Source organism: Streptomyces sp. NBC_01463 (assembly GCA_036227345.1).
Taxonomy (GTDB): Bacteria; Actinomycetota; Actinomycetes; order Streptomycetales; family Streptomycetaceae; genus Streptomyces.
In genome coordinates, this window is record CP109468.1 from 888,489 (window position 1) to 911,654 (window position 23,166).

A 23,166-nucleotide genomic window follows, 5' to 3' on the forward strand; every position below is an offset into this window, starting at 1 on the left:
TAGAATCGAACCGTTTGCCCCGGTCAGCCGCCCCGAACCGTACGGAGCCCTCCCCCATGCCCACCCCCCACGATCCGTACGTCAGGGTCCGCGGCGCCGGCGAGCACAACCTGCGGGACGTCGACGTCGACATCCCGCGCGACACCCTCACCGTCTTCACCGGCGTCTCCGGCTCCGGGAAGTCCTCGCTGGCCTTCGGCACGATCTACGCCGAGGCGCAGCGCCGCTACTTCGAGTCCGTCGCGCCCTACGCCCGCCGGCTCATCCACCAGGTCGGCGCACCGAAGGTCGGCGAGATCACCGGGCTGCCGCCCGCGGTCTCACTGGAACAGCGGAGGTCCGCCCCAGGCGCCCGGTCGTCCGTCGGCACCGTGACCACGCTCTCCAACTCGCTGCGGATGCTGTTCTCCCGGGCCGGGCGTTACCCGGAGGGCGCAGAGCGTCTGGACTCGGACTCCTTCTCGCCGAACACCGCCGCCGGGGCCTGCCCCGAGTGCCACGGTCTCGGCCGGATCCACCGGACCACTCAGGAGCTGCTGGTCCCCGACCCCGGACTGTCGATCAGGGAAGGGGCCATCGCCGCCTGGCCGGGTGCGTGGCAGGGCAAGAACCTGCGCGATGTGCTGGACGCGCTCGGGTACGACGTCGACCGGCCGTGGCGGGAGCTCGACCCGGCCGACCGTGAGTGGATCCTGTTCACCGACGAGCAGCCGGTGGTGACGGTCCATCCGGTGCGGGACGCGGGCCGGATCCAACGCCCTTACCAGGGTACGTACATGAGCGCACGGCGCTATGTGATGCACACCTTCGCCGACTCCCGGAGCCGCCCCCTGCGGGCGAAGGCCGAGCGCTTCCTGACCAGTGCGCCCTGCCCGGTCTGCGACGGCAGCCGGCTGCGGCCGGAGGCGATGGCGGTGACGTTCGCGGGCCGGACGATCGCGGAGCTGGCCGGTCTGCCGCTCACCGGGCTCGCCGAGGTGCTCGCGGCCGCGGGCGGCGACGAGACCGCCCACGTGCTGACGGCCGACCTGCTCGCCAGGATCGGGACGGTCACCGAGCTGGGGCTCGGCTACCTCAGCCTGGACCGGACGGCTCCGACACTGTCCTCCGGCGAGCTCCAGCGGCTGCGGCTGGCCACCCAGCTGCGGTCGGGGCTGTTCGGGGTGGTGTACGTCCTGGACGAGCCGTCGGCCGGGCTGCATCCGGCGGACACCGAGTCGCTGCTCGCGGTGCTCGGCCGGCTGAAGGAGGCCGGGAACACGGTATTCGTCGTGGAACACCAGATGGACGTGGTGCGGCAGGCCGACTGGCTCGTCGACGTGGGGCCGCTGGCCGGTGAGCACGGCGGGCGGGTGCTGCACAGCGGGCCGCCGGCCGGGCTCGCCGGGGTCCCGGAGTCGGCGACGCGGCGCTTCCTCTTCGACGACGCCCCCGTCCCCGTACGCGAGGTGCGTGCGCCCTCGGGATGGCTGCGGCTGCGCGGGGTGGACCGGCACAACGTGCGCGACGTGGACGCCGCCTTCCCGCTCGGGGTCTTCACGGCCGTCACCGGGGTCTCGGGCTCGGGGAAGTCGACGCTGGTAGGGCAGGTGCTCGCGGGTGTGCTGGCCGACCGGCAGGCCACGGACGCCTCCCAGGAGCAGGTGGAACGGCCCGCTCCGGGCTGCGCGTCGGCGGAGGGCCTGGCCGCGGTGGACCGCCTCGTCCAGGTCGACCAGCGCCCCATCGGCCGTACCCCCCGGTCCAACCTGGCCACGTACACGGGACTGTTCGACGTCGTGCGCAAGCTGTTCGCCGGGACGGACACGGCTCGCGAGCGGGGCTACCGGGCCGGCCGGTTCTCCTTCAACGTGACGGGCGGGCGGTGCGAGACCTGCCAGGGCGAGGGGTTCGTCTCGGTGGAGCTGCTCTTCCTGCCCAGTACGTACGTGCCCTGCCCGGACTGTCACGGCGCGCGCTACAACCCCGAGACCCTCGACGTCACGCTGCGGGGCCTGAACATCGCTCAGGTGCTGGATCTGACGGTGGAGTCGGCGGCCGGGTTCTTCGCGGACACGCCCGCCGCCGCACGCAGCCTGCGGACGCTGCTCGACGTGGGGCTCGGTTACCTGCGCCTCGGCCAGCCGGCGACGGAGCTGTCCGGCGGCGAGGCGCAGCGGATCAAGCTGGCCGCGGAGCTGCAGCGTGCCCGCCGCGGCCACACGCTGTATCTGCTGGACGAGCCGACGACGGGGCTGCATCCGGCCGATGTCGAGGTGCTGATGCGGCAGTTGCACGGTCTGGTCGACGCGGGCAGCACGGTGGTGGTCGTGGAGCACGACATGGCGGTGGTGGCCGGCGCCGACTGGGTGATCGACCTCGGACCGGGCGGCGGCGACCGGGGCGGCCGGATCGTGGCCGCGGGACCGCCGGTGGAGGTGGCCGGGTCCGCGGACAGCCGGACGGCCACGTATCTGCGTGCCGCGCTCCCCCGGGACTGAGCGCTCAATCCTCGCCAACTCCCCTATTTGCCGCACGAGTTAGTGGTGCCGGCAAGCAGCCGGGCATGAAACAGTAAAGAACGTTGACAGTTAGCTGGTCCAGACCAATCATGGGCATGCCTCACGGCAAACCGCCCGTAGCCTCACCCCGCTGGGAGCTGCCCCATGAGACGTCCAAGAACAGTCGGCGCCGTACTGAGCGCCTTGGCCACCGTCGTCGCCTCCGCAGGCCTGGTCCTCGGATCGGGCGCCGGCGCACAGGCCGCCGCCACCGCCGCCACTCCCCTGCCCGCCCACGTCTTCGCCCCGTACTTCGAGGCGTGGAACGGCGACAGCCCCGCCGCGCTCTCGCAGGCGTCCGGCGCCAAGTACCTGACCATGGCCTTCATCCAGACCGAGGCGCGGGGCTCCTGCACCCCGTACTGGAACGGCGATTCGGGCACCCCCATCGCCCAGTCCGAGTTCGGCGCCGACTTCACCACCATCCGCTCGCGCGGCGGCGACGTGATCCCGTCGTTCGGCGGCTACGCGGCCGACAACGGCGGCACCGAGATCGCCGACAGCTGCACGAACGTCGACTCCATCGCGGCGGCCTACGAGAAGGTCATCACGACCTACGACGTGTCCCGTCTCGACATGGACATCGAGGACAACTCGCTGGAGAACAGCGCCGGGATCGACCGCCGCAACAAGGCGATCAAGAAGGTCCAGGACTGGGCGGCCGCCAACGGACGCTCGGTGCAGATCTCGTACACCCTGCCCACCACCACGAGCGGTCTGGCCGACAGCGGTCTCGCGGTGCTGGAGAACGCGGTGTCCAACGGGGCCAGGGTCGATGTCGTGAACCTCATGACGTTCGACTACTACGACGGCGCCTCGCACAACATGGCGCAGGACACCCAGACGTCGATCACCGGCCTGAAGGGCCAGCTCGCCGACCTGTATCCGTCGAAGACCGACGCCCAGCTCTGGGGCATGACGGGCATCATCGAGATGCCGGGCATCGACGACTACGGTCCGGCCGAGACGTTCACGACGGCCGATGCCACGTCGGTCTACAACTGGGCGGTCTCCAAGGGTGTCAGCACCCTGTCGTTCTGGGCACTCCAGCGGGACAACGGCGGCTGCCCGGGCACCGGGGGAAGCGACACCTGCTCCGGCATCGCGCAGGACACCTGGTACTTCAGCCACACCTTCGCGCCGTTCACGAGCGGCGGCACGGGTCCGGTGACGGACGACTACTCGGTGGCCGTGTCACCCGCTTCGGCGACGATCGCACCGGGCGGGACGGCCACGGCCACCGTGAAGACGGCGGTCACCTCGGGCAGCGCCAAGAGCGTCGCGCTGAAGACGAGCGGGGCGCCCGCCGGTGTGACGGCGACGCTCAGCCCGGCGACGGTCACGGCCGGGGGCACATCGGCCCTGACCGTGAAGGCCTCGGCGTCGGCGGCGCCCGGCACGTACACGATCACCGTCACCGGTACCGCGGGCACACTCAGCCACGCGGCGAGCTTCGCACTGACCGTGTCGGGCCCGGGCGGCGGCACGGGTTCGCTGGTGAACGGGGACTTCGAGACCGGCTCGCTGGGTCCCTGGACCTGTGAGTCCGGCGGCGCGGTCGTCTCCACCCCGGTGCACGGCGGCACGCGCGCCCTCGCCGCGGCGGCCACCTCCTCGCAGACCGGCGAGTGCACCCAGACGCTCACCCTGTCCCCCAACACCAAGTACACGCTCAGTGGCTGGGTGCAGGGCAGCTACGGCTACCTCGGCGTCAAGGGCGGTGCCACGGCGAGCACCTGGGGGTCGTCCAGCGGCTACGCCAAGCAGTCGGTCGCCTTCACCACCGGGTCGAGCGGTGCGGTGACCGTCTATCTGCACGGCTGGTACGGGCAGGGCACGGTCTACGGTGACGACCTCTCCGTGACCTCCTGACCCCTGACCCACGGCACGACGGAGCCCCGGCTCCGGAGGCGGGCGGCCTCCGGAGCCGGGGCTCCGCTGCGTCAGCGGTCGACCTTGCGGGCCGCGCGCAGCCACTCCTTGTTCATCGCGGAGATCGACGGCAGCGGGATGCCCTTCGGGCAGGCCGTCGCGCACTCCCCGGTCAGCGTGCAGCCGCCGAAGCCCTCGCTGTCCATCTGCCCGACCATGTCCAGGACCCGGGTCTCCCGCTCGGGGGCGCCCTGCGGCAGGACGTTGAGGTGGTTGACCTTGGCGGAGGTGAACAGCATCGCCGAGCCGTTGGGGCAGGCCGCCACGCAGGCCCCGCAGCCGATGCACTCGGCGTGCTCGAAGGCGAAGTCGGCGTCGGGCTTGGGCACGGGCGTCGCGTGGGCGTCCGGAGCCGTACCGGTCGGGGCGGAGATGTAGCCGCCGGCCTGGATGATCCGGTCGAAGGCGGAACGGTCCACGACCAGGTCCTTGACGACCGGGAAGGCCGAGGCGCGCCAGGGCTCGATGTCGATCGTGTCGCCGTCCCGGAACGACCGCATGTGGAGCTGGCACGTGGTGGTGCGCTCCGGGCCGTGGGCGTCGCCGTTGATGACGAGGCTGCACGCGCCGCAGATGCCCTCGCGGCAGTCGTGGTCGAAGGCGACGGGGTCGTCGCCGGCGAGGATGAGCTCCTCGTTGAGGGTGTCGAGCATCTCCAGGAACGACATGTCCTGCGAGATGCCGTCCACGTCGTACGTGGACATGGCGCCGGGGGCGTCGGCGTTCTTCTGGCGCCAGACGCGCAGGGTGAGCTTCATGCGTAGCTCCGCTGAGTGGGGTGGACGTACTCGAAGACGAGGTCTTCCTTGTGCAGGACGGGGGCGTCGCCGGTGGCCGTGAACTCCCACGCCGCTCCGTAGGAGAACTCCTCGTCGCGCCGGGCGGCCTCGCCGTCCGGGGTCTGCGACTCCTCGCGGAAGTGGCCTCCGCAGGACTCAGCCCGGTGCAGGGCGTCGAGGCACATCAGCTCGGCGAGTTCGAGGTAGTCGACGACGCGGTTGGCCTTCTCCAGCGACTGGTTGAACTCGTCGCCGGTCCCGGGCACCTTGATGCGGCGCCAGAACTCGTCGCGGATCTGCGGGATCCGGTCGAGCGCCTTGCGCAGCCCCTCCTCGGTGCGGGCCATCCCGCAGTACTCCCACATCAGTTCACCGATCTCGCGGTGGAAGGAGTCGGGGGTGCGGTCGCCGTCGACGGCCAGCAGTAGGTTGAGGCGGTCCTCGGTCTCCGCGACGGCCTCCTCCACCGCCGGGTGGGAGCCGTCGACCTCCTCGTGGTGCGGGTTGCGGGCCAGGTAGTCGTTGATGGTCGACGGCAGGACGAAGTAGCCGTCGGCGAGGCCCTGCATCAGCGCGGAGGCGCCGAGGCGGTTCGCGCCGTGGTCGGAGAAGTTGGCCTCGCCGATCGCGAACAGGCCCGGGATCGTGGTCTGGAGGTCGTAGTCGACCCAGAGCCCGCCCATCGTGTAGTGCACGGCCGGGTAGATCCGCATCGGGGTCTCGTACGGGTTCTCCGCCGTGATCCGGGCATACATGTCGAAGAGGTTGCCGTACTTCTCCTCGACCTTGGCCTGGCCCATCCGTTCGATGGCCTCGGCGAAGTCCAGGTAGACACCCTGGCCGCCGGGTCCGACGCCGCGGCCCTCGTCGCACACGTTCTTCGCGGCGCGGGAGGCGATGTCCCGGGGCACGAGGTTGCCGAAGGCGGGGTAGATCCGCTCCAGGTAGTAGTCGCGCTCGTCCTCGGGGATCTCGCCCGCGGGGCGGGTGTCGCCCTTGGCCTTCGGCACCCAGATGCGGCCGTCGTTGCGCAGCGACTCGCTCATCAGCGTCAGCTTGGACTGGTGGTCGCCGGTGCGCGGGATGCAGGTGGGATGGATCTGGGTGAAGCAGGGGTTGGCGAAGTACGCCCCGCGCCGGTGGGCGCGCCAGATGGCGGTGGCGTTGGAGTTCATCGCGTTGGTCGACAGGTAGAAGACGTTGCCGTAGCCGCCGCTGGCCAGCACGACGGCGTCGGCGAAGTACGTGTCGATCCGCCCGGTGACCAGGTCGCGGGCCACGATGCCGCGGGCCTTGCCGCCGACGATGACCAGATCGAGCATCTCGGTACGGGAGTGCAGTTCGACGTTGCTCGCGGCGATCTGCCGCGACAGTGCCTGGTAGGCGCCCAGCAGCAGCTGCTGTCCGGTCTGGCCGCGGGCGTAGAAGGTGCGGGAGACCTGGACGCCGCCGAAGGAGCGGTTGTCGAGGAGACCGCCGTACTCGCGGGCGAAGGGGACGCCCTGGGCCACGCACTGGTCGATGATCTCGACGGAGATCTGCGCGAGCCGGTGGACGTTGGACTCGCGGGCGCGGAAGTCGCCGCCCTTGACGGTGTCGTAGAAGAGCCGGTGGACGGAGTCGCCGTCGTTGCGGTAGTTCTTCGCCGCGTTGATGCCGCCCTGCGCCGCGACCGAGTGCGCGCGGCGGGGCGAGTCCTGGAAGCAGAACTGGACGACGTGGTAGCCCTGTTCGGCGAGCGTCGCCCCGGCCGAGCCGCCGGCCAGGCCGGTGCCCACGACGATGACGGTGTGCTTGCGGCGGTTGGCCGGGTTGACCAGCTTCGCCTCGAAGCGGCGGGTGTCCCAGCGGTCGGCGACGGGGCCTTCGGGGGCCTTGGCGTCGGTGACCGGGGCGCCGGTCGTGTAGTCCGTGTAGTCGTTCATGTCAGCTCACCACTCCGGTCATGACGGCGACGGGTACGGAGACGAAGCCCACCGTCAGCACCAGCGCGAGGACGTTGGCGATGGTCTTCAGGGCGCGGTCGCGGGTCGCGCGGCCGGCGCCGAGGGTCTGCGCCGCGCTCCAGAACCCGTGCTGGACGTGCAGCCCCATGGCGAGCATGGCGACGATGTAGATGACGTTGCCGTACCAGGTGGAGAAGGTGTCGATCACGTTCTGGTACGGGTGGCCGGACTGGAAGCCGCCGGAGTGCACGGTGCCGGTCGTCAGGTCGAGGATGTGCCAGACGATGAACAGCGCGATGATGATTCCGCCGTAGCGCATCGTGTTCGTGGCATAGCTGGCGCGCGGCTTCTTGTGCACGTACTTGCTGGGCCGGGCCCGCAGGTCGCGCCGGCTGAGCTGGTACGCGGAGACGGCGTGCAGGACCACGGCGGCGACGAGCACGACGCGGACGATCCACAGGGCCCACTCGTGGTGCAGGAACGGCTCGCCCATCACGCGCAGCCAGTGCGCGTAGCCGTTGAACTCGTCGGACCCGAAGAAGATCTTCAGGTTGCCGACCATGTGGACGACCAAGTAGAGGAGCATGATCAGGCCGCTCACGGCCATGATCGTCTTCTTGCCGACGGACGAGTCCCAGAGCGTGCGCGTCATGGACGGCCGTCGGTCCGTCCGTGTTGCCAATGCCATGAACACGACGCTAGGGCCGAAGGGCCCGATCAGTCCAAGACATGGAATGGCTCATCTCCATAGGCTTGAGCTATCGAGGCGGGTAGGGTGAGTGTATGCAGTTCCAGCAGCTCACCTATTTCGTGGCGGTCGCCGAGGCCCGGCACTTCACCCGCGCCGCGGAGGAGGTGCACGTCTCGCAGCCCTCGCTCTCCCAGCAGATCAGGGCCCTGGAGAACGAGCTGGGTGCCGAGCTGTTCAGCCGGGCCCGGGGGAACATCGCGCTGACGGACGCGGGCGAGGCCCTGCTGCCGCTCGCCCGGCGCATCCTGGCCGACGCCGACACCGCCCGGCACGAGGTCCAGGAACTGGCCCAGCTGCGCCGCGGCCGGGTCAGGCTCGGCGCCACACCCAGCCTCTGCACGGGCCTGCTGCCCGATGTGCTCCGCGCCTTCCACGATCTGCACCCGGGTATCCAGCTGCTGCTGGAGGAGGGCGGCTCGCACGACCTCGTACGGGAACTGGCGCGCGGGGCGCTCGATCTGGCCCTGGTGGTGCTTCCGCTGCCCGCGGCCTCACCGGCGCTGACCACCGTCGAACTGCTCCAGGAGGACCTGGTGGTGGTCTCTTCCGCGGACGGCCCGCGGCCCGGCCGCGGTGGCAGCGTCCGGATCGCGGATCTGGAGGGCGAGCCGCTGGTGATGTTCCGGCACGGCTACGACCTGAGGGAGCTCACCGTCGCCGCCTGCCGGGCCGAGGGCTTCGAGCCGTCGTTCACCGTGGAGGGCGGCGAGATGGACGCCGTCCTCGGCTTCGTGCGGGCCGGTCTCGGGGCCGCCGTGGTGCCCAGCATGGTGGCGACCCGGGCCGGCCGCGATCTGCGCACCACACCGCTGGCGCGGCCGGGGCTGCGGCGCACGATCGCGCTGGCCCACCGCAGCGACGTGGCCCCGCCGCGGGCGGCGCGGGAGCTGCAGCGGGTGCTGCTGGCCAGCCGGGCGGACGCGGTGTCCTCGGGCCCGCCACCGGGCGACGGACAGGGCTGAGGACACCGCGGCACCGCCGGGCTCACACCGCGTCGGCCAGCAGCAGCGAGTGGATCCGGTCCGGGGCCCCGGGGCGCGCGTAGTACCAGCCCTGGGCCGTGTCGCAGCCCAGCTGCCGCAGCTGCTCCGCCTGGGCCCCCGTCTCCACGCCCTCGACCGTCACGGCCAGGTCCAGGCTGTGCGCGAGCGAGACGATCCCCTCGACGATCTTCAGGTCCACCGGATCGGCCGGATGGTGCTGCATCCCCTGCGTGAAGGAACGGTCCAGCTTCAGCACGCTCACCGGCAGCCGCCGCAGGTTCGCCAGGTTCGAGTACCCCGTGCCGAAGTCGTCGAGCGCTATGTCGACGCCCATGTCGGCCAGTTGCCGCAGCGGCTTCAGCAGGTCCTCGTCCGCCCCGATGAGGGCCGACTCGGTGACCTCCAGGCACAGCGCCCCGGCTTCGAGCCCCGAACGCTCCAGGATGTTCACCGTCTCCGCGACCAGCCGCGGGTGGTGCAACTGGGCGGGCGAGAGGTTGACGTTGATCCGCAGCGGACCGCCGTCGGTGTGCCGCTCCTGCCAGAAGTTGGCCTGCCGCACCGACTCCTCCAGCACCCACCGGCCCAGCGGCACGATCAGCCCGGTGTGCTCGGCGAGCGCGATGAACCGGTCCGGCCCCAGCACCCCGTGCTGCGGATGGCACCAGCGCACCAGCGCCTCGGCGCCGTGCACCGAACCGTCACCGAGGTGCACCAGCGGCTGGTACTCGATGAAGAACTCACCGCGCTCCAGCGCGGCCGGCAGCGCCGTGGTCAGGCCGTGCCGGGTGATGGCGCGGGCGTCCGCCTCCGCGTCGGCGAGCTCGAAGCGGTTGCCGCCCGCGGACTTGGCGCGGTACATCGTGATGTCGGCGCTCCGCAGCACCTCCGCGGCGCTGCGTTCGCCCGCCGGCCCCTCGACGACCCCGATGGACCCGCGGACCGTCAGCTCGCGCCCGTCCAGCCGGATCGGCGTGCCGAGGACACTCAGGATCCGGCACGCCAGGTCGTCGACCTCGGACGCGGTGTCGGGGCCGGTGGTCAGCGCCACGAACTCGTCGCCGCCGAGCCGCGCCACCATCTCACCGGGTGCGGTCGCGCAGCTCTGCAGCCGGTCCGCGACCTCGACCAGCAGCCGGTCGCCCGAGGCGTGGCCCAGGCTGTCGTTGATGGCCTTGAAACCGTCCAGGTCCAGGTAGCAGAGGCCGAACCGGCTGCCGTCCCCGGCTGAGAGCGCTTTCTCGAGACGCTCGAAGAAGAGCGTCCTGTTCGGCAGGCCGGTGAGCGCGTCGTGCGTGGCCTCGTACCGCAGCCGCAGATTGAGCAGCCGCCGCTCGGTGGTGTCCTCCATCAGGGCCAGCTGGTACTCCGGCCGGCCCTCGGAATCCCGCAGCAGAGACACCGTCAGATTGGTCCACAGGACGGTGCCGTCGTTGCGGTAGTACGGCTTCTCGACCCGGTAGTGCTCGCGTTCGCCGCGCACCAGCTCGTTGTAGTACCGCCATACCTGCGGGGAGTCCTCGGGGTGGACCCACTCGTCGACGCGGTGGCTCAGGACGTGGTTCTCGAGGCCGCCGAACATCCGGGTGAGGGTGTCGTTGACCTCCAGCACGTTGCCGTCCAGGTCGGCGATCCCGATGCCGATGGCGGCGTCCTTGAAGACGGCCCGGAAGCGCGCCTCCGTCGCGTGCAGCGCCTGTTCGGCCTGCGAGCGCGCGGTGAGCGCCGAGCGGGCGATGGCCTCCTGCTCGGCGAGGGTCCGCTCGCGCAGGGCCTGGGAGAAGCCTCCCGCGACGGCGTGCTGGATCCGCGCGCAGCGGGACCGGCTGTCCTCGGTCGACAGGGCGTCCGGCCCATTGCTGCCGCAGTAGAGCACGAGGTACGAGTCGACGACCCCGAGCGTGGAGCTGAGTGCGTCGGGGTCCGTGCAGTGCGCCGCGACGAGGGCGGTGCCCACCCGGCTCGCGGGAGCCGCGTCGAAGGGGCGGGCGTGCAGGGTGTCGCTGAGCGCGCGGGCGAGCGGGAGCAGATGCTGCTCGAACTCGGGCCGCGTCATGGAGGTGGCTGTCGACGGGAAGATCGCCCGGCTCCAGATCGTGGCGAATCTCCGGAGCCGGTCCTCGGGGCCGTCCGGCTCCGCGTCCGGGGCTCCGGACGCCTGGGCGGGAATGCTCACGCCTTGCGTCCCACTCCAGCGAAGCCCGAGAAGGCGTATGGGTCCTCGTTCTCCTGGGCGGCCGCGGAGTCGGGGTGCCAGTCCGGCATCGACACCAGGCCGGGCTCGATCATCTCGTAGCCCTCGAAGAACCGGCCGATCTCGTCCTGCGACCGCATCACCAGCGGGTTGCGGATGTTCTTGTACACCCCGACCGTGCCGTCGGCCTCCGCCTGCGTCAGCGGAATGCCCTCGTACGAGGCGTGCGTGACGATGAGAAGGCTGCCGGGCGCCAGGGCGTCGCGCAGGGCGGCGACGGCGGTCTGCGGGTCGTCGGAGTCCTCGATGAAATGGAGTACGGCGACGAGCAGCAGCGCCACCGGCCGGTCCAGGTCGAGGAACTTCACGATGTCCGGGTGGCCGAGGATCTCCTCGGGCCGGCGCAGATCGGCGGTCGCGATCACCGCGCGGTCGTTCCCTTCGAGCACGGCCTCGCTGTGTGCGACTGCGACCGGATCGTGGTCGACGTACGCCACCTTGGCCTGCGGGTCGATCGCCTGGGCGACCTCGTGGACGTTTCCGAAGGTGGGTATCCCGGAACCGATGTCGAGGAACTGCGTGACTCCCCGGTCCAGCGCGTAGCGCACGGCGCGGCGCATAAAGGCGCGGTTCGCCTGCATGATCTTGGGAAGTCCCGGCATGAACTCCATGGCCTTGCGGGCTGCTTCCCGGTCCACTTCGAAATTGTGCGAGCCGCCCAGATAGAAGTCATACATTCGGGACACGCTCGGCACCGAAATGTCAATGCCTTGCGGTGCCCAGGCGGGACGCTCCATCGATGTCTCCAACAAGTCGCCACGGCGATCCGGCCATGTTCATGGTCAGTGTTGACCAGAGGCTACTGATCCACCGCCAGGAGAGCGAGCGGAAACGGAAATTAGCGGTCCGTTATTGGTCACACACCAGTGGCAAGTGCAACCGCCCCGTCGCTGCGGGTGACATTCAGCGACGGGGCGATGCAAGAAGTTCATTTCCGAACTACTTTGTCGCCCCGACCAGCTTGGCCTGCGGGGAGACTGCGTACCATGTTCCCCCGACACCCTGGCCGTTGGTGTCACCGGGCCTGACGTCGCCGGAGAAGGTGTAGATGGGCCAGCAGTCGACGGCCTGCTGCTTGAGCCCGTCCGGCCGGTCGAAGGTGACGAAGCCCTTCGTGGTGACGCCCTTCACATCATTCTTCGCGACGGGCGCGACGACCGGCCACTTCGAGAGACAGGCTCCGGTGCAGGCCGACTTCATCGGCCATGCGACATCCTTCTTGAAGCGGTAGACCGTCATGCCTCGCTTGTCCACGACGATATCGCCGAGTTTCGGATCCTTGCGCACCGAGAGGCCCGCGAGGGCTGCCGGTTGCGCCCCGGACGGGCCGTCGGCGTTCACCGCCGCCTTCTTGCCGTCCGGTGCCGCGGCGAACCAGGTTCCGCCCACTCCCTGCCCCGTCGCGTCGCCCGGCGCGGTGTCCTTGGCGTACCGGTACATCGGCCAGCCGGCCAGTGTGAGTTGCTGGGTGCCGTCGGCCCGGGTGACCTTCCCGATCAGTGCGGCATCGGTCCCGGCCGCCGCGGTGACATTGCCCGCGGGCACCGGCGGCCAGGCTTTCGCACAGTCGCCATCGCAATTCGACTTGGGCGGGTTCGCGGTGTCCTTGTCGAATCGGTAGAGCGTGAATCCCCCGCTGTCCGTCACCACTTTGCCGAGCTTCTTGCTGTCCCACACCGCGAGCTGCCCGGCCTGCTTCGCCGCGGCCGTCTCCGTCGTGGCGCCGGAGCCGTAACCGCTGTCCGATCCGTACCCGTCCCCGGCCTCCGCGGCCGGACTCGCGTTGCCCACGTTCTGTCCGTTGGGTGACTGGGTCCCCTGTTCCTGACCGCACGCCGTCGTCAGCGCCACCAGGGCCACCGCGGTCACCGCGAGCGAGGCGTTCCGCCAGGTGTTCATGTCAACTCCCGTGGTACTTCGATCAGTTGCGACGCGGGTTCGCGTCGTTCATGGCCGTAGATACGGGTGCCGGGGCGCGCTTTGTTCAATGCGTACGCAGATTCTTCCGAAGCCGCAAACACCGGATGCCTCAGGTCCCCTCCATCGGGCGAACCGGACGGGTGTCCGGCGTGCCTCCCCGCCGACTGGAACATGCTCCCCGTCGTGTACGGATCACTCATCGGCCGCCTCACCGCCGCCGTCGCACTCACCTGGCTGCTCACCGCCCCTGTGCCCGCGGTGGCCGACAACTGCGCGTATGCCTCGATCGGGGAGGGGGACGGCGGTTCGGCGGTGGCCAGCAGCGGCGACGGAAGCTGCCATGCGGGCCCGAAGCCGAAGCCCACTCCCCCACCGGCCCCGAAACCCCCGCCACCACCACCGCCTCCGCCGCCTCCGCCGCCTCCGCCCCCTCCACCCCCGCCGCCGCCTCCACCCCCGCCACCCGAGCCGGCGCCGCCGCCCCCTCCCCCTCCGCCGCCACCGCCGCCTCCCACACCGACACCGACGCCCACGCCGACACCCACACCGACCCCGTCCGCACGCCCCGCGCCGCCCTCACCCATCGCGCTCCCCTCGTACCGCAGACCCGTACGGAAGGCTCCGGAACGCCATACCTCCCTGGTCACCCTCACCTTGATGATCACCGCCCCCGCGGTGTTCGCCGTCGCCGTCCTGCGGCCCCGTTCCCGATGACCTCCGGAGGCACTCATGTCGGAATGGCTTGTTCTCGCCCTCGCCATGGTGGCGGCCAGCGCCGTCGTCCTGACCATCGCCGTACTCAACAACCGCCGTCTGCCCGAGGACGACGACCCGTCCGAGACCCCCGACGTCATCGAGTACATGACGATGATGATCGGGGTGGTCTACGCCATCGTGCTGGGCCTCGCCATCGCGGGCGTCTGGGAGGGCCGCGGCGCCGCCCAGGAGTACGTACGCCAGGAGGCCCAGGCACTGCACGAGGTCAGCGCGCGCTCGTCCGTCTACCCGCCCGAGGTCCGCACCCGGATCCGCGCCGATGTCGACACCTACGTCAGCTACGTCGTGCACGACGAGTGGCGGGCCATGAGCAAGCACGGCACGCTCACCGACCGGGGCGCCGAGCTCCTGGACCGGGTCAGGGCCGACGTCACGGACTACCGGCCGAAGACGGACCACGAGGGACAGGCCTACCAGCCGCTGGTCGACCAGGTCGCCGCTGCCGACGACGCCCGCAACGCACGGGGGCAGAGCGCCGGCGCCACCATGCCGGGTGTCGTCTGGTTCGGACTGATCACCGGAGCGCTGGTGACGGTGGGGCTGATCTTCACCCTGCAGATCCGCCGCACGTTCCGTGAACTCCTGCTGGCGGGTCTGTTCAGTGTGCTGATCGCCTTCCTCCTCTTCCTGATCTGGGACTTCGACTCCCCCTTCGGCCGGGGCATCTCGGCCACCGCCGCACCGTTCCTGGATCTGTTCCCCGGCGCCGCGGGCGGATAGCGGGCCTGTCCCCCGGGCGGTGCGCCGCTCGGGGGACAGCGGTGCCCCGAGCGGCGCACCCCGATCGCGGGCGAAATGCACCACTTCTAGCGTTGCCCGCATCGAGGTGCATTTCTGACGCTTTGTGGAAATCCGTTCCGCAGCTGCTCCTCGGGGACCCGGAGGATTCACCATGCGCGCAATACGTGTCACCCCCGTCGCTCTGCTCGGCGCCGCAGCACTCGCCCTGACCGCCCCGGCCGTGACCGCGTATGCAGCTACCACGGGCGGCCCGCCCATCGGCGGGAGCGGATACACCGTCACGCCCTCGGTGATCGCGCCGGGCGGCCAGGTCACCCTGGCGGCCAAGGGGTGCTCCACCACGGCCACCGCGTCCTCGGGGGTGTTCGACACCGTCACCATCCCCAGGAACGGCACCGGCAGGGCGACGGTCGACTGGGACGCGAAGCCGGGTGCGGCCTATGAAGTGACGTTCATCTGCAACACCTCGCCGAGTTCCACGGCCAAGGTGAACCTCACGGTCAGCGCCGCCACCAGCACACCCACCACGAGCTCGACGAGCTCCCCGGTGTCCACGGCCTCCCCGGCCGGTGTGCAGGGCGGTATGGGCGGCAGCATCGACAGCATGAACTCCGGCGAGATCGTGGCCGGCACCGCGCTGGCGGTGGCCGCAGCGGCCGGCACCGTCTTCGTGGTGCGGCGCCGCAAGGAGAGCCGCTCGCACTGACCGGCCGTCCTCGACGGAACGAAAGTCGCCCCGGGTCCTCATGGAGGACTCGGGGCGACTTCGGTTATCGGGCCTGCGGGAGCGTCCTTACGGTCAGATCGCCCCATGGCTCGTCCTCCGGCGGCGCATGATGTACATGCCTCCGCCGAGGGCCGCCGAGGCGACCAGGCCCGCGCCGACACCCATCTCGGCCGGGCTCGCGGCCATCGAGCCGCCGAGGCCGCCCTGTGCGCCGCGGCTGTTGAGCACGGTGAAGCGGTGACCGGCCGTCCGGTCGGTGCCGTCGCAGCGCACCGTCAGGTTGTACGAGCCGGGCGTCGCGTCGTTGAGGATCCGGACCCGGGCGTGGCCGACCCGGCCCGCCGAGAGGCGGGTGGTGCGGAAGGCGTTGGACGAGACGCTGCCGCCCCGGCCGCAGCCCTCGGCGCTGACCTGCATGGCCGCGCCCTGGTGCACACGCTCGGGGTCGACGGTCACGTTGTTCGGCCCGTTGTTGCGGCCGTTCCCGTTGCCGTTTCCGTTGCCGTTGCCGTTGCCGTTGCCGTTGCCGTTTCCGTTGCCGTTGCCGCCTCCGTTGTCCCAGTCGCCCGGGTCGTTCCAGTCGTTCTGGTTGTTGCCGTTGTTCTGGCCGTTCCCGACATCTCCACCGGCCGCGGCCATCGGGGCACCGAGCCCGAGAGCGGCGACGGCGGTCGCGGCGACAACGAGAGCGCGTGTAGCACGCATCGTTCGAACCTCCAGCGGGAAGCGCCCCGGAGCTCTGTGCACCGGGATGGATCGACGAGAACGCCTCCCATGACGAACCCTCACCAGATCCTTGATCCACCGCATTTCGGCACTGCTCCACCCCGGTGATCCGACACACCGTGCGGAGACCCGTGAATCTGATGGACCCGCAGGTCACAGACCGTCAGAACTTTTATCCGCCCACTACTCCGATAAGAAGCCCGCCCCGCGGCCGCCACCCGTTCGCACTTCCCTGAATGCCGGGCGACCGGCCCGCGCCTAGCGTTCCCCTCGTCGCGACGAAGGGAGAACCATGGGACGGGACAACTGGCGCCCCGAACGGATCAGACACTCGCCGTGGGGCGCGCTCGCGCTGGCGATGCTCGCCGGTCTCGCGCTGATGCGGAACGGCGCGGACCTCTCGCCCGGACCGCCGCAGCCGGTCGCCGCCACCTCGGTGGGCCAACAGAAGAGCGCCCCGGTGGCCCCGGCGGCCGGCCCGGCCGTGAAGCCCCTGGCGTACGCGCCCGCCGCCCGTGTGGCCATCCCCTCGATCCAGGTCGACGCCCCCCTCGTCGACGTGAACCTCGACGAGAACGGCTGGATCGAGACACCTCCCCCGCAGGATCCCAACCTGGCGGGCTGGTACCAGAACGGCATCGCACCCGGGCAGCTCGGCACCTCCGTCATCGTCGGACACGTCGACAACCAGGCAGGACCCGCGGTCTTCTACGGCCTGGGCTCGCTGAAGAAGGGCAACCGCGTCGAGGTCACCCGCAGTGACGACCAGATCGCGGTGTTCGAGGTCTACGGCGTCGAGGTGTTCTCCAAGAACGACTTCCCAGGCGCCCGGGTCTACGGCGACACCGGGCAGGCGGAACTGCGGGTCATCACCTGCGGCGGCGGATACACGAAGGCCAACGGCTACGACGGCAACGTCGTCGCCTTCGCCCGCCTGGTCGAAACCCGCTGAACGACTGCTGCCGGGGCCGCGGTCCCGCCCCGGCAGCAGTCGTGACGCGGCTCAGCGGCGCTGCGGCACCGTGATCCGGTACCCGTCCTCCAGCAGGTCCGGCAGATAGCGGCCCAGCGCGGCGACGCTCTGCGAACGGTTGCCGCCCGCGTCGTGCGACAGCACCACGACCCCGGGGGCGGCCCCCTCCTTCACCCGCCGGACGATGCTGTCGGTGCCCGGCACCGTCCAGTCCAGGGTGTCCACCGTCCAGGCCATGGGCTCCATCCCCATCGCCGCCCCGATCTCGAACGAATTGCGGTTCCAGGCTCCGTAGGGCGCCCGGTACCAGAGCGGCGGGGCGCCGGTGACCTTCTCGATCACCTCGCTGGTGCGGCCCAGTTCGTCGGTGATGCCGGCCCGGGAGAGCCGGGTGACCAGCGGATGGGTCCAGGAGTGGTTGCCGACGGTGTGGCCCTCGTCGGCGATCCTGCGGACGAGGTCCTGGTTGTCGTGGGCCATCTCCCCGCAGAGGAAGAACATCGCCCGCACGTCGTGCTTGCGCAGTGTGTCCAGGATGTGCGGGGTGTACAGCGGATCGGGTCCGTCGTCGAAGCTCAGGACCATGGCCCGGCCGATGTCGGGCAGGTGCTCGAACGGCCGGGTGCGGACCGGCGGTGCGGCCGGGCGGTAGTGCGGCGGGTTGTTCGCGGTCATGGGCCGGAGCCGGTAGGCGAGCGGCCGGGTGCGCGCGGCGGCTGCCTGCGGACCGGCAGCGGCGGACGGCGGCGCGGGAGGCCGGAACGGCGCACCGGCGGAGTCCGCCGCGACCAGGCGCACCGCAGTGGCGGCGCCCAGCCCGGCAGCCAGCCTCAGCAGCGTTCTGCGCATCGGTGGCAACTGATCGTTCTTCATGACCAACTGCTCGCACGCCTGCTCCCCCACCCGTCTCAACGACACCGGTTACGGAGGGTTTTGCACCCGTTGGAGGGAGCGCATCCGCGCAACCGGCAGCAGCGCGCCGGGGCACTCGGGAGCCCGTACCGGAGCCCGCGACGGGAGCCGATAGCCTCACTGCCGTGACAGACCAGCAGCCTCACCAGTTCGAACGTGGCACAGACGGCCCGAAAGTGATCGTCGCGGGCCTCGACGGTTCCGATTCCTCCATGCGCGCCGCGGCGTACGCGGCAGGACTCGCCCGTCGGCAGCGGGCCATGCTCGCCCTCGTCTACGTCCAGCCCGTACTGGCGGCGGGTGCCGCACTCGGCGCCCCGGTCGGCGACGCGACCGGGGACGTGGCGGAGAGCCTGGTGAACGAGATCCGCGAGTCGACGGAGCGGATGAAGGACATATGGGACGTGCGCTGGGAGTTCCACACCTTCCGCGGTGATCCGTACAACGGGCTGGTGACCGCGGCCGACGAGCTCAAGGCGGACGCCGTCGTGGTCGGCGCGTCCGAGTCGGCCGGGCACCGGTTCATCGGATCGGTGGCCGTGCGCCTGGTGAAGGCCGGCCGCTGGCCCGTCACCGTGGTCCCGTAACCGCACCCTCCGCCGCCGCGCCGCACCGCCACCCGACCGTTCACCGCACCATTCGCCGCTCTGAGCGACCGCTCGTCGCACGGGGCGGCGTTTGTCCTGTTCCCCCGGGCGTGAATGCGTTCGTATACGCCAGTCAGCAGGGAGGCGGCAGGGGCCTCCGCGCGGAAGGGCGTTCACGATGACCACGACGACGACCGATGAGCGGGCACTCGCGGATCTGCAGCGTGAGCACGGCCCCGCCCTGTTCCACTTCCTTCTCGGGCTGACGTTCGGTGACCGGCAGCGGGCCGAGGACCTCCTCCAGGAGACGCTGGTCCGGGCCTGGCAGCACCCCGAGGCGTTCGACGGCCCGTACGAGTCGATGCGGCCCTGGCTGTTCACCGTGGGACGCCGGCTGGCGATCGACGCCCGCAGGTCGCGGCTGGCCCGGCCGGCCGAGGTGGGCGACGCCGTGCTGGAGAGCGCCCCGGACGGGGAGGACACCGCAGAGTCCGCCGTGGCCGCGCTCGATGTGCGCGAGGCGGTGCGCACCCTCAGCCCGGAGCACCGGGCGGTACTGGTGCAGATCTACTTCCGCGGGCTGAGTGTCGGCGAGACGGCCGAGGTGCTCGGTATCCCCGCCGGCACCGTCAAGTCCCGTTCTTACTACGCGTTGCGGCTGCTGTCGCGCAATCTGCCCGGCTACTCCAGCAGGTCCTCCTCGCTGAGCAGCGGCAGCAGGGCCGCGGCCTCCGCGACCGCCGCGTAGTCGGCGGCGCAGCGGTCGCAGGCCTGCAGATGGCGGGCGACCCGCAGGGCCTCCGGGGCCGGGAGTGCGTCCAGCACGTAGGCTCCGAGCAACTGCCGCATGTGCGGTCCCTCCCCGGGGTCGGCGGTCATCGCAACCTCATGTCTGTGACGAAACGGGTCCGACGGATCCTGTCCTTCTGGCCACGCGGGGCGCGCTCCCCCGGTTCAATGCTGCGTGTAGGGCCGTACCGAGAACGGAATGGGGCGAGACCGGATGCGTCCGGAACGTCAAGACGGATCCAGTGGCGGCGGGCTGCTGATCCCGATGGCCTGGATGTACGCGGAGTACATCGCCGACGAACTGCTGCGGACCGGCGAGCTGATGGAGCCGGCGACGCTGGAGTACCGGGCGGGCCGTGACGCGCTCGCCCTCACCGTCTTCCTCTCCGACGGTGAGGTGGCCGAGTCGCTGCCCGCCACCCGGGTGGACGAGCTGCGGCTGCTGACGGCGTACGGGGCCCCGTGGCGCGGCTGGGTATGCGCGCGGCTCGACGCGTTGGAGGCGGCGGGTGAGGCCGGTCCGGACGTCGCCCTGGCCCGTGCGGCCTGGCGCTGGCTGGAGGACACGGAGCTCCTGGCGGCCGATCTGGACGCGATCGGTCCGCCGCCGTGGGAGCCGGAGGAGGAAGAGGAGGAGACCGCGGCCCAGGTGTGGACACCCGCCTGGCAGCTGGGGCTGCCGCTGGGGCACCTCTCGATCCACCTGTACTGAGGGCCTGCTGCACGAAGGGCCTGCTCGTACTGGGCGCCGGCCCGTCGCCGCTTCAGGAGCCGTGCACCCCGGCGCGGTACTTCGGCAGCCGTACGGTGATGCGCATGCCGGCGCCCATGCCCGTCTCGATGACGAGCCCGTAGTCGTCCCCGTACACCTGCCGCAGCCGTTCGTCGACGTTGAGCAGGCCGATGCCGGTGGACTTGCCGCCCTCGCCGCGCAGGATGTGGCGCAGCCGCTCGGGGTCCATGCCGGTGCCGTCGTCCTCGATGACGACCTCGGCCTCCGATCCGGCGTCCAGGGCGCTGATGGTGATGCGGCTGGAGGTGACGGCCCCTTCCAGCCCGTGCTTGACGGCGTTCTCGACCAGCGGTTGCAGGCAGAGGAAGGGCAGCGCGACGGGCAGTACCTCGGGGGCCACCTGGAGGGTGACCGAGAGCCGTTCGCCGAACCGGGCGCGGACCAGGGCCAGGTACTGGTCGATGGAGTGCAGTTCGTCGGCGAGGGTGGTGAAGTCGCCGTGGCTGCGGAACGAGTAGCGGGTGAAGTCGGCGAACTCCAGCAGGAGTTCGCGGGCCTGTTCGGGGTCGGTGCGGACGAACGAGGCGATGGCTGCCAGGGAGTTGAAGATGAAGTGCGGGGAGATCTGCGCGCGCAGGGCCCTGATCTCGGCCTCGATGAGCTGGGTGCGCGAGCGGTCGAGTTCGGCGAGTTCCAGCTGTACGCAGACCCAGCGGGCCACCTCGCCGGCCGCCCTGGCCAGGACCGCCGATTCGCGGGGCGCGTAGGCGATCAGGGTGCCGAGGACCCGGTGGTCGACGGTGAGCGGTACGGCGACGGCCCAGCGCAGCGGGCAGTCCAGGTCCTCGCACTCGCTGCGGAAGGCGGTGTCGCGGCCGCTGGCGAGGACGTCGCCCACCTGGTCCATGACGTGCCGGCCGTGGTGGTCGCCCTCGCCGTCCCAGACCAGGACCCGGTCGCGGTCGGTGAGGCACAGGGCGTCGGTGCCGAGCAGCGAGCGCAGCCTGCGGGCCGATCGGCGGGCGCTCTCCTCGGTGAGCCCGGCGCGCAGCGGGGGCGCGGCGAGGGATGCGGTGTGCAGGGTCTCGAACGTGGCGTGCTCGACGGGGGTGCCGACATCGCTCGTGCGCACGGGCCGAGCGGTCATCCGGCCGGCCAGCAGGCCGCCGCCGAACAGGAGAAGGACGAGGAGGACGATGACGGCGTATCCGGCTCCGGTCACCGGTGCCTCCCTGCGGTCAGCGCTTCGGGCAGGTGGAAGCGGGTCATGGCGGCGTTGGTTCCGGCGGGTATCCGCCCGGGCGTGGCGAGCGAGACCAGGATCATGGCGAGGAAGCCGACGGGCACGGACCAGACGGCGGGCCAGGCGAGCAGCGCGTGCGGCCAGCCGGGCGGGCGCACCGCCCCGCTGACGGTGATGGCGACGGAGAGCAGCGCGGAGCCGCCGCCCAGGACGAGTCCCGCCACGGCACCGGGCGGGGTGAGGCGGCGCCACCAGATGCCGAGGACGAGCAGCGGGCAGAAGGACGACGCGGACACGGCGAACGCCATCCCCACCGAGTCGGCGACCGGTACCCGGCTGACCATCAGCGACCCGGCGAGCGGGACGGAGATGGCGAGGACGGTGGCCAGCCGGAAGTGCCGTACCCCGCGCGAGGGCAGGACGTCCTGGGTGATGACGCCGGCGACGGCCATGGTCAGGCCGGAGGCGGTCGACAGGAACGCGGCGAAGGCGCCGCCCGCGATGAGCGCGCCGAGCAGGTCGCCGCCGAGCCCGCCGATGACCCGGCCGGGCAGCAGCAGCACGGCCGCGTCGGCGTCGCCGCCGTGGATCAGCTCGGGGGCGTACAGCCGTCCGAGGGCGCCGTAGACGGGCGGCAGGAGGTAGAAGACGCCGATGAGGGCGAGGACGGCGACGGTGGTGCGGCGGGCGTCGCGGCCGTTGGGGCTGGTGTAGAAGCGGACGACGACGTGCGGCAGGCCCATGGTGCCGAGGAAGGTGGCGACGATGAGGCCGTAGGTGGCGTACAGCGGATGGTCGGCGCGGAAGACGGACAGCTGCTCGTCGAAGGTGACGCGGGGCCGTCCGTCGCCCTGCCAGGCCAGCACCAGGAAGATCGCGGGGACCAGGAGCGCGGTCAGTTTCAGCCAGTACTGGAACACCTGGACGAAGGTGATGGAGCGCATGCCGCCGGCGGCGACGGCGAGGACGACCACGGAGGCGACGAGGACGTCGCCGAGCCAGCCGGGCGCCCCGGTGAGGATCTTGAGGGTGAGTCCGGCGCCCTGGAGCTGCGGGACGAGGTAGAGCCAGCCGGCGCCGACGACGAGCACGCTGACGAGCCGGCGCACCTGCCGGGACTCGAGCCGCCCCTCGGCGAAGTCGGGCAGGGTGTACGCCCCCGAGCGGCGCAGCGGGGCCGCGACGAAGACCAGCAGCACCAGGTAGCCGGCGGTGTAGCCGACCGGGTACCAGAGCATGTCGGGGCCGTGCACGAGGACCAGTCCGGCGATGCCGAGGAAGGAGGCGGCGGAGAGGTATTCGCCGCTGATCGCGGCCGCGTTGAGGCGGGGGCGCACGGTGCGCGACGCGACGTAGAAGTCGGAGGTGGTCCGGGAGATGCGGAGCCCGAATCCGCCGACGAGGACGGTGGCGAGGACGACGGCGGCGACGGCCGCCACCGCGTACGTGCGGCTCACTGTGCGGGGCGGCCTTCCACGAGCCGGGCGAAGTCGCGCTCGTTGCGCTCGGCCCGGCGCACGTACCACCAGGCGAGCAGCGTCAGCGGCGGATAGGCGGCGAAGCCGAGGACGGCCCAGACGACGGCGTCGCTGTGCAGTGCCTCGAAGGCCGGCGGCAGGGTGCCGACCACGGCGGCGAGCACACCGAAGGCGGTGAGCCCGGCGCGCAGTTGGCTGCGCATCAGCGAACGGACGTACGCGCCGCCCAGCGCGGTCTGTTCGTCGATCTCCGACTGGGTGCGGTAGCGCGGCAGCGGACGCACCCGCCGGGGCTCCCCCGTCACCACTTCGCGCCGGGGCGTTGGCTCTGCGGACATGGGGCCGGAGTGTACGCAGCACCCGGCCCCGCTGGGA

The 23,166-nt window shown here is 71.1% G+C and carries 21 protein-coding genes; 9 read left to right on the forward strand and 12 right to left on the reverse strand.

Features of this window, described 5'->3' with window-relative positions; genetic code table 11:
* Positions 1 to 56 precede the first annotated feature (56 nt).
* Positions 57 to 2,480, forward strand: coding sequence for an excinuclease ABC subunit UvrA (gene uvrA / locus OG521_03875; GenBank protein ID WUW19965.1), 2,424 nt, complete (start codon positions 57 to 59; stop codon positions 2,478 to 2,480).
* Positions 2,481 to 2,645: 165 nt separating this feature from the next.
* On the forward strand, positions 2,646 to 4,412 hold the full coding sequence (locus OG521_03880; GenBank protein ID WUW19966.1) for a glycosyl hydrolase family 18 protein: 1,767 nt from the start codon (positions 2,646 to 2,648) through the stop codon (positions 4,410 to 4,412).
* Positions 4,413 to 4,483: 71 nt separating this feature from the next.
* On the opposite strand, the gene OG521_03885 is transcribed toward OG521_03880, so the two are convergent.
* From OG521_03885 to OG521_03895, 3 genes are read right to left on the reverse strand one after another with little or no spacing between them, the layout of a single operon-like run.
* Positions 4,484 to 5,230 (reverse strand): succinate dehydrogenase/fumarate reductase iron-sulfur subunit, encoded by a 747-nt coding sequence (locus OG521_03885; GenBank protein ID WUW19967.1) that lies wholly within the window; start codon positions 5,228 to 5,230, stop codon positions 4,484 to 4,486.
* Positions 5,227 to 7,176: a fumarate reductase/succinate dehydrogenase flavoprotein subunit gene (locus OG521_03890; GenBank protein WUW19968.1), complete on the reverse strand. Its 1,950-nt coding sequence runs from the start codon at positions 7,174 to 7,176 to the stop codon at positions 5,227 to 5,229. Before OG521_03890 ends, OG521_03885 begins: the two co-directional genes overlap by 4 nt.
* A 1-nt stretch (position 7,177) precedes the next feature.
* The gene (locus OG521_03895) at positions 7,178 to 7,885 is read right to left on the reverse strand and encodes a succinate dehydrogenase (GenBank protein ID WUW19969.1); all 708 of its coding nucleotides are present in this window, start codon (positions 7,883 to 7,885) and stop codon (positions 7,178 to 7,180) included.
* Positions 7,886 to 7,980: 95 nt separating this feature from the next.
* Between OG521_03895 and OG521_03900 the strand changes: the two genes are divergently transcribed.
* Positions 7,981 to 8,910, forward strand: coding sequence for a LysR substrate-binding domain-containing protein (locus OG521_03900; GenBank protein ID WUW19970.1), 930 nt, complete (start codon positions 7,981 to 7,983; stop codon positions 8,908 to 8,910).
* Between the two features lie 22 nt (positions 8,911 to 8,932).
* On the opposite strand, the gene OG521_03905 is transcribed toward OG521_03900, so the two are convergent.
* The 3 genes from OG521_03905 to OG521_03915 form a co-directional block, all read right to left on the reverse strand.
* Positions 8,933 to 11,107, reverse strand: a complete 2,175-nt coding sequence (locus OG521_03905) for an EAL domain-containing protein (GenBank protein WUW19971.1) — start codon at positions 11,105 to 11,107, stop codon at positions 8,933 to 8,935.
* Positions 11,104 to 11,922: an SAM-dependent methyltransferase gene (locus tag OG521_03910; protein ID WUW19972.1), complete on the reverse strand. Its 819-nt coding sequence runs from the start codon at positions 11,920 to 11,922 to the stop codon at positions 11,104 to 11,106. Before OG521_03910 ends, OG521_03905 begins: the two co-directional genes overlap by 4 nt.
* Positions 11,923 to 12,124: 202 nt before the next feature.
* Positions 12,125 to 13,084, reverse strand: coding sequence for an SCO0930 family lipoprotein (locus OG521_03915; protein WUW19973.1), 960 nt, complete (start codon positions 13,082 to 13,084; stop codon positions 12,125 to 12,127).
* A 750-nt stretch (positions 13,085 to 13,834) separates the two neighbouring features.
* On the opposite strand from OG521_03915, the gene OG521_03920 reads away from it, so the two are divergent.
* Both OG521_03920 and OG521_03925 read left to right on the forward strand, forming a co-directional pair.
* Positions 13,835 to 14,602, forward strand: a complete 768-nt coding sequence (locus tag OG521_03920) for a DUF4239 domain-containing protein (GenBank protein WUW19974.1) — start codon at positions 13,835 to 13,837, stop codon at positions 14,600 to 14,602.
* Positions 14,603 to 14,774: 172 nt separating this feature from the next.
* Positions 14,775 to 15,329: a hypothetical protein gene (locus OG521_03925; protein ID WUW19975.1), complete on the forward strand. Its 555-nt coding sequence runs from the start codon at positions 14,775 to 14,777 to the stop codon at positions 15,327 to 15,329.
* 93 nt (positions 15,330 to 15,422) lie between these two features.
* On the opposite strand, the gene OG521_03930 is transcribed toward OG521_03925, so the two are convergent.
* A complete protein-coding gene (locus OG521_03930; protein ID WUW19976.1) occupies positions 15,423 to 16,055 on the reverse strand; it encodes a hypothetical protein in 633 nt (210 codons plus the stop codon).
* A 313-nt stretch (positions 16,056 to 16,368) separates the two neighbouring features.
* Between OG521_03930 and OG521_03935 the strand changes: the two genes are divergently transcribed.
* Positions 16,369 to 17,028, forward strand: coding sequence for a class F sortase (locus OG521_03935; GenBank protein ID WUW19977.1), 660 nt, complete (start codon positions 16,369 to 16,371; stop codon positions 17,026 to 17,028).
* A gap of 51 nt (positions 17,029 to 17,079) precedes the next feature.
* Here the strand turns inward: OG521_03935 and OG521_03940 are convergent, their stop codons facing one another.
* Positions 17,080 to 17,922, reverse strand: a complete 843-nt coding sequence (locus tag OG521_03940; protein ID WUW19978.1) for a polysaccharide deacetylase family protein — start codon at positions 17,920 to 17,922, stop codon at positions 17,080 to 17,082.
* A gap of 164 nt (positions 17,923 to 18,086) precedes the next feature.
* Here OG521_03940 and OG521_03945 point away from each other — a divergent pair, with 164 nt between their 5' ends.
* Positions 18,087 to 18,548 carry a universal stress protein gene (locus tag OG521_03945; protein WUW19979.1) on the forward strand — a complete coding sequence of 154 codons (462 nt, stop codon included), beginning with the start codon at positions 18,087 to 18,089 and terminating at the stop codon, positions 18,546 to 18,548.
* Positions 18,549 to 18,726: 178 nt separating this feature from the next.
* Positions 18,727 to 19,296: a sigma-70 family RNA polymerase sigma factor gene (locus tag OG521_03950; protein WUW19980.1), complete on the forward strand. Its 570-nt coding sequence runs from the start codon at positions 18,727 to 18,729 to the stop codon at positions 19,294 to 19,296.
* On the opposite strand, the gene OG521_03955 is transcribed toward OG521_03950, so the two are convergent.
* The gene (locus OG521_03955) at positions 19,230 to 19,427 is read right to left on the reverse strand and encodes a zf-HC2 domain-containing protein (GenBank protein ID WUW19981.1); all 198 of its coding nucleotides are present in this window, start codon (positions 19,425 to 19,427) and stop codon (positions 19,230 to 19,232) included. The two genes, OG521_03950 and OG521_03955, sit on opposite strands and share 67 nt — an antisense overlap.
* A 124-nt stretch (positions 19,428 to 19,551) precedes the next feature.
* On the opposite strand from OG521_03955, the gene OG521_03960 reads away from it, so the two are divergent.
* Positions 19,552 to 20,049, forward strand: coding sequence for a hypothetical protein (locus OG521_03960; GenBank protein WUW19982.1), 498 nt, complete (start codon positions 19,552 to 19,554; stop codon positions 20,047 to 20,049).
* Between the two features lie 52 nt (positions 20,050 to 20,101).
* On the opposite strand, the gene OG521_03965 is transcribed toward OG521_03960, so the two are convergent.
* The 3 genes from OG521_03965 to OG521_03975 are packed head-to-tail and all read right to left on the reverse strand — an operon-like array spanning position 20,102 to position 23,129.
* The gene (locus OG521_03965) at positions 20,102 to 21,292 is read right to left on the reverse strand and encodes a histidine kinase (protein WUW19983.1); all 1,191 of its coding nucleotides are present in this window, start codon (positions 21,290 to 21,292) and stop codon (positions 20,102 to 20,104) included.
* Positions 21,289 to 22,770, reverse strand: coding sequence for a cation acetate symporter (locus OG521_03970; GenBank protein ID WUW19984.1), 1,482 nt, complete (start codon positions 22,768 to 22,770; stop codon positions 21,289 to 21,291). Before OG521_03970 ends, OG521_03965 begins: the two co-directional genes overlap by 4 nt.
* Complete coding sequence (locus OG521_03975) at positions 22,767 to 23,129, reverse strand: hypothetical protein (protein ID WUW19985.1); 363 nt, start codon at positions 23,127 to 23,129, stop codon at positions 22,767 to 22,769. The genes OG521_03970 and OG521_03975 overlap by 4 nt, the downstream gene beginning before the upstream one ends.
* Between the last annotated feature and the right edge of the window lie 37 nt (positions 23,130 to 23,166).

Coding starts and splice junctions, on each gene's coding strand:
- OG521_03900 (WUW19970.1), top strand. CDS start 7,981: ATGCAGTTCCAGCAGCTCACCTATTTCGTGGCGGTCGCCGAGGCCCGG.
- OG521_03925 (WUW19975.1), top strand. CDS start 14,775: ATGCGCGCAATACGTGTCACCCCCGTCGCTCTGCTCGGCGCCGCAGCA.
- OG521_03960 (WUW19982.1), top strand. CDS start 19,552: ATGCGTCCGGAACGTCAAGACGGATCCAGTGGCGGCGGGCTGCTGATC.
- OG521_03920 (WUW19974.1), top strand. CDS start 13,835: ATGTCGGAATGGCTTGTTCTCGCCCTCGCCATGGTGGCGGCCAGCGCC.
- OG521_03930 (WUW19976.1), bottom strand. CDS start 16,055: ATGCGTGCTACACGCGCTCTCGTTGTCGCCGCGACCGCCGTCGCCGCT.
- OG521_03885 (WUW19967.1), bottom strand. CDS start 5,230: ATGAAGCTCACCCTGCGCGTCTGGCGCCAGAAGAACGCCGACGCCCCC.
- OG521_03895 (WUW19969.1), bottom strand. CDS start 7,885: ATGGCATTGGCAACACGGACGGACCGACGGCCGTCCATGACGCGCACG.
- OG521_03935 (WUW19977.1), top strand. CDS start 16,369: ATGGGACGGGACAACTGGCGCCCCGAACGGATCAGACACTCGCCGTGG.
- OG521_03915 (WUW19973.1), bottom strand. CDS start 13,084: ATGAACACCTGGCGGAACGCCTCGCTCGCGGTGACCGCGGTGGCCCTG.
- OG521_03880 (WUW19966.1), top strand. CDS start 2,646: ATGAGACGTCCAAGAACAGTCGGCGCCGTACTGAGCGCCTTGGCCACC.
- OG521_03975 (WUW19985.1), bottom strand. CDS start 23,129: ATGTCCGCAGAGCCAACGCCCCGGCGCGAAGTGGTGACGGGGGAGCCC.
- OG521_03890 (WUW19968.1), bottom strand. CDS start 7,176: ATGAACGACTACACGGACTACACGACCGGCGCCCCGGTCACCGACGCC.
- OG521_03940 (WUW19978.1), bottom strand. CDS start 17,922: ATGAAGAACGATCAGTTGCCACCGATGCGCAGAACGCTGCTGAGGCTG.
- OG521_03955 (WUW19981.1), bottom strand. CDS start 19,427: ATGACCGCCGACCCCGGGGAGGGACCGCACATGCGGCAGTTGCTCGGA.
- OG521_03910 (WUW19972.1), bottom strand. CDS start 11,922: ATGGAGCGTCCCGCCTGGGCACCGCAAGGCATTGACATTTCGGTGCCG.
- OG521_03950 (WUW19980.1), top strand. CDS start 18,727: ATGACCACGACGACGACCGATGAGCGGGCACTCGCGGATCTGCAGCGT.
- uvrA (WUW19965.1), top strand. CDS start 57: ATGCCCACCCCCCACGATCCGTACGTCAGGGTCCGCGGCGCCGGCGAG.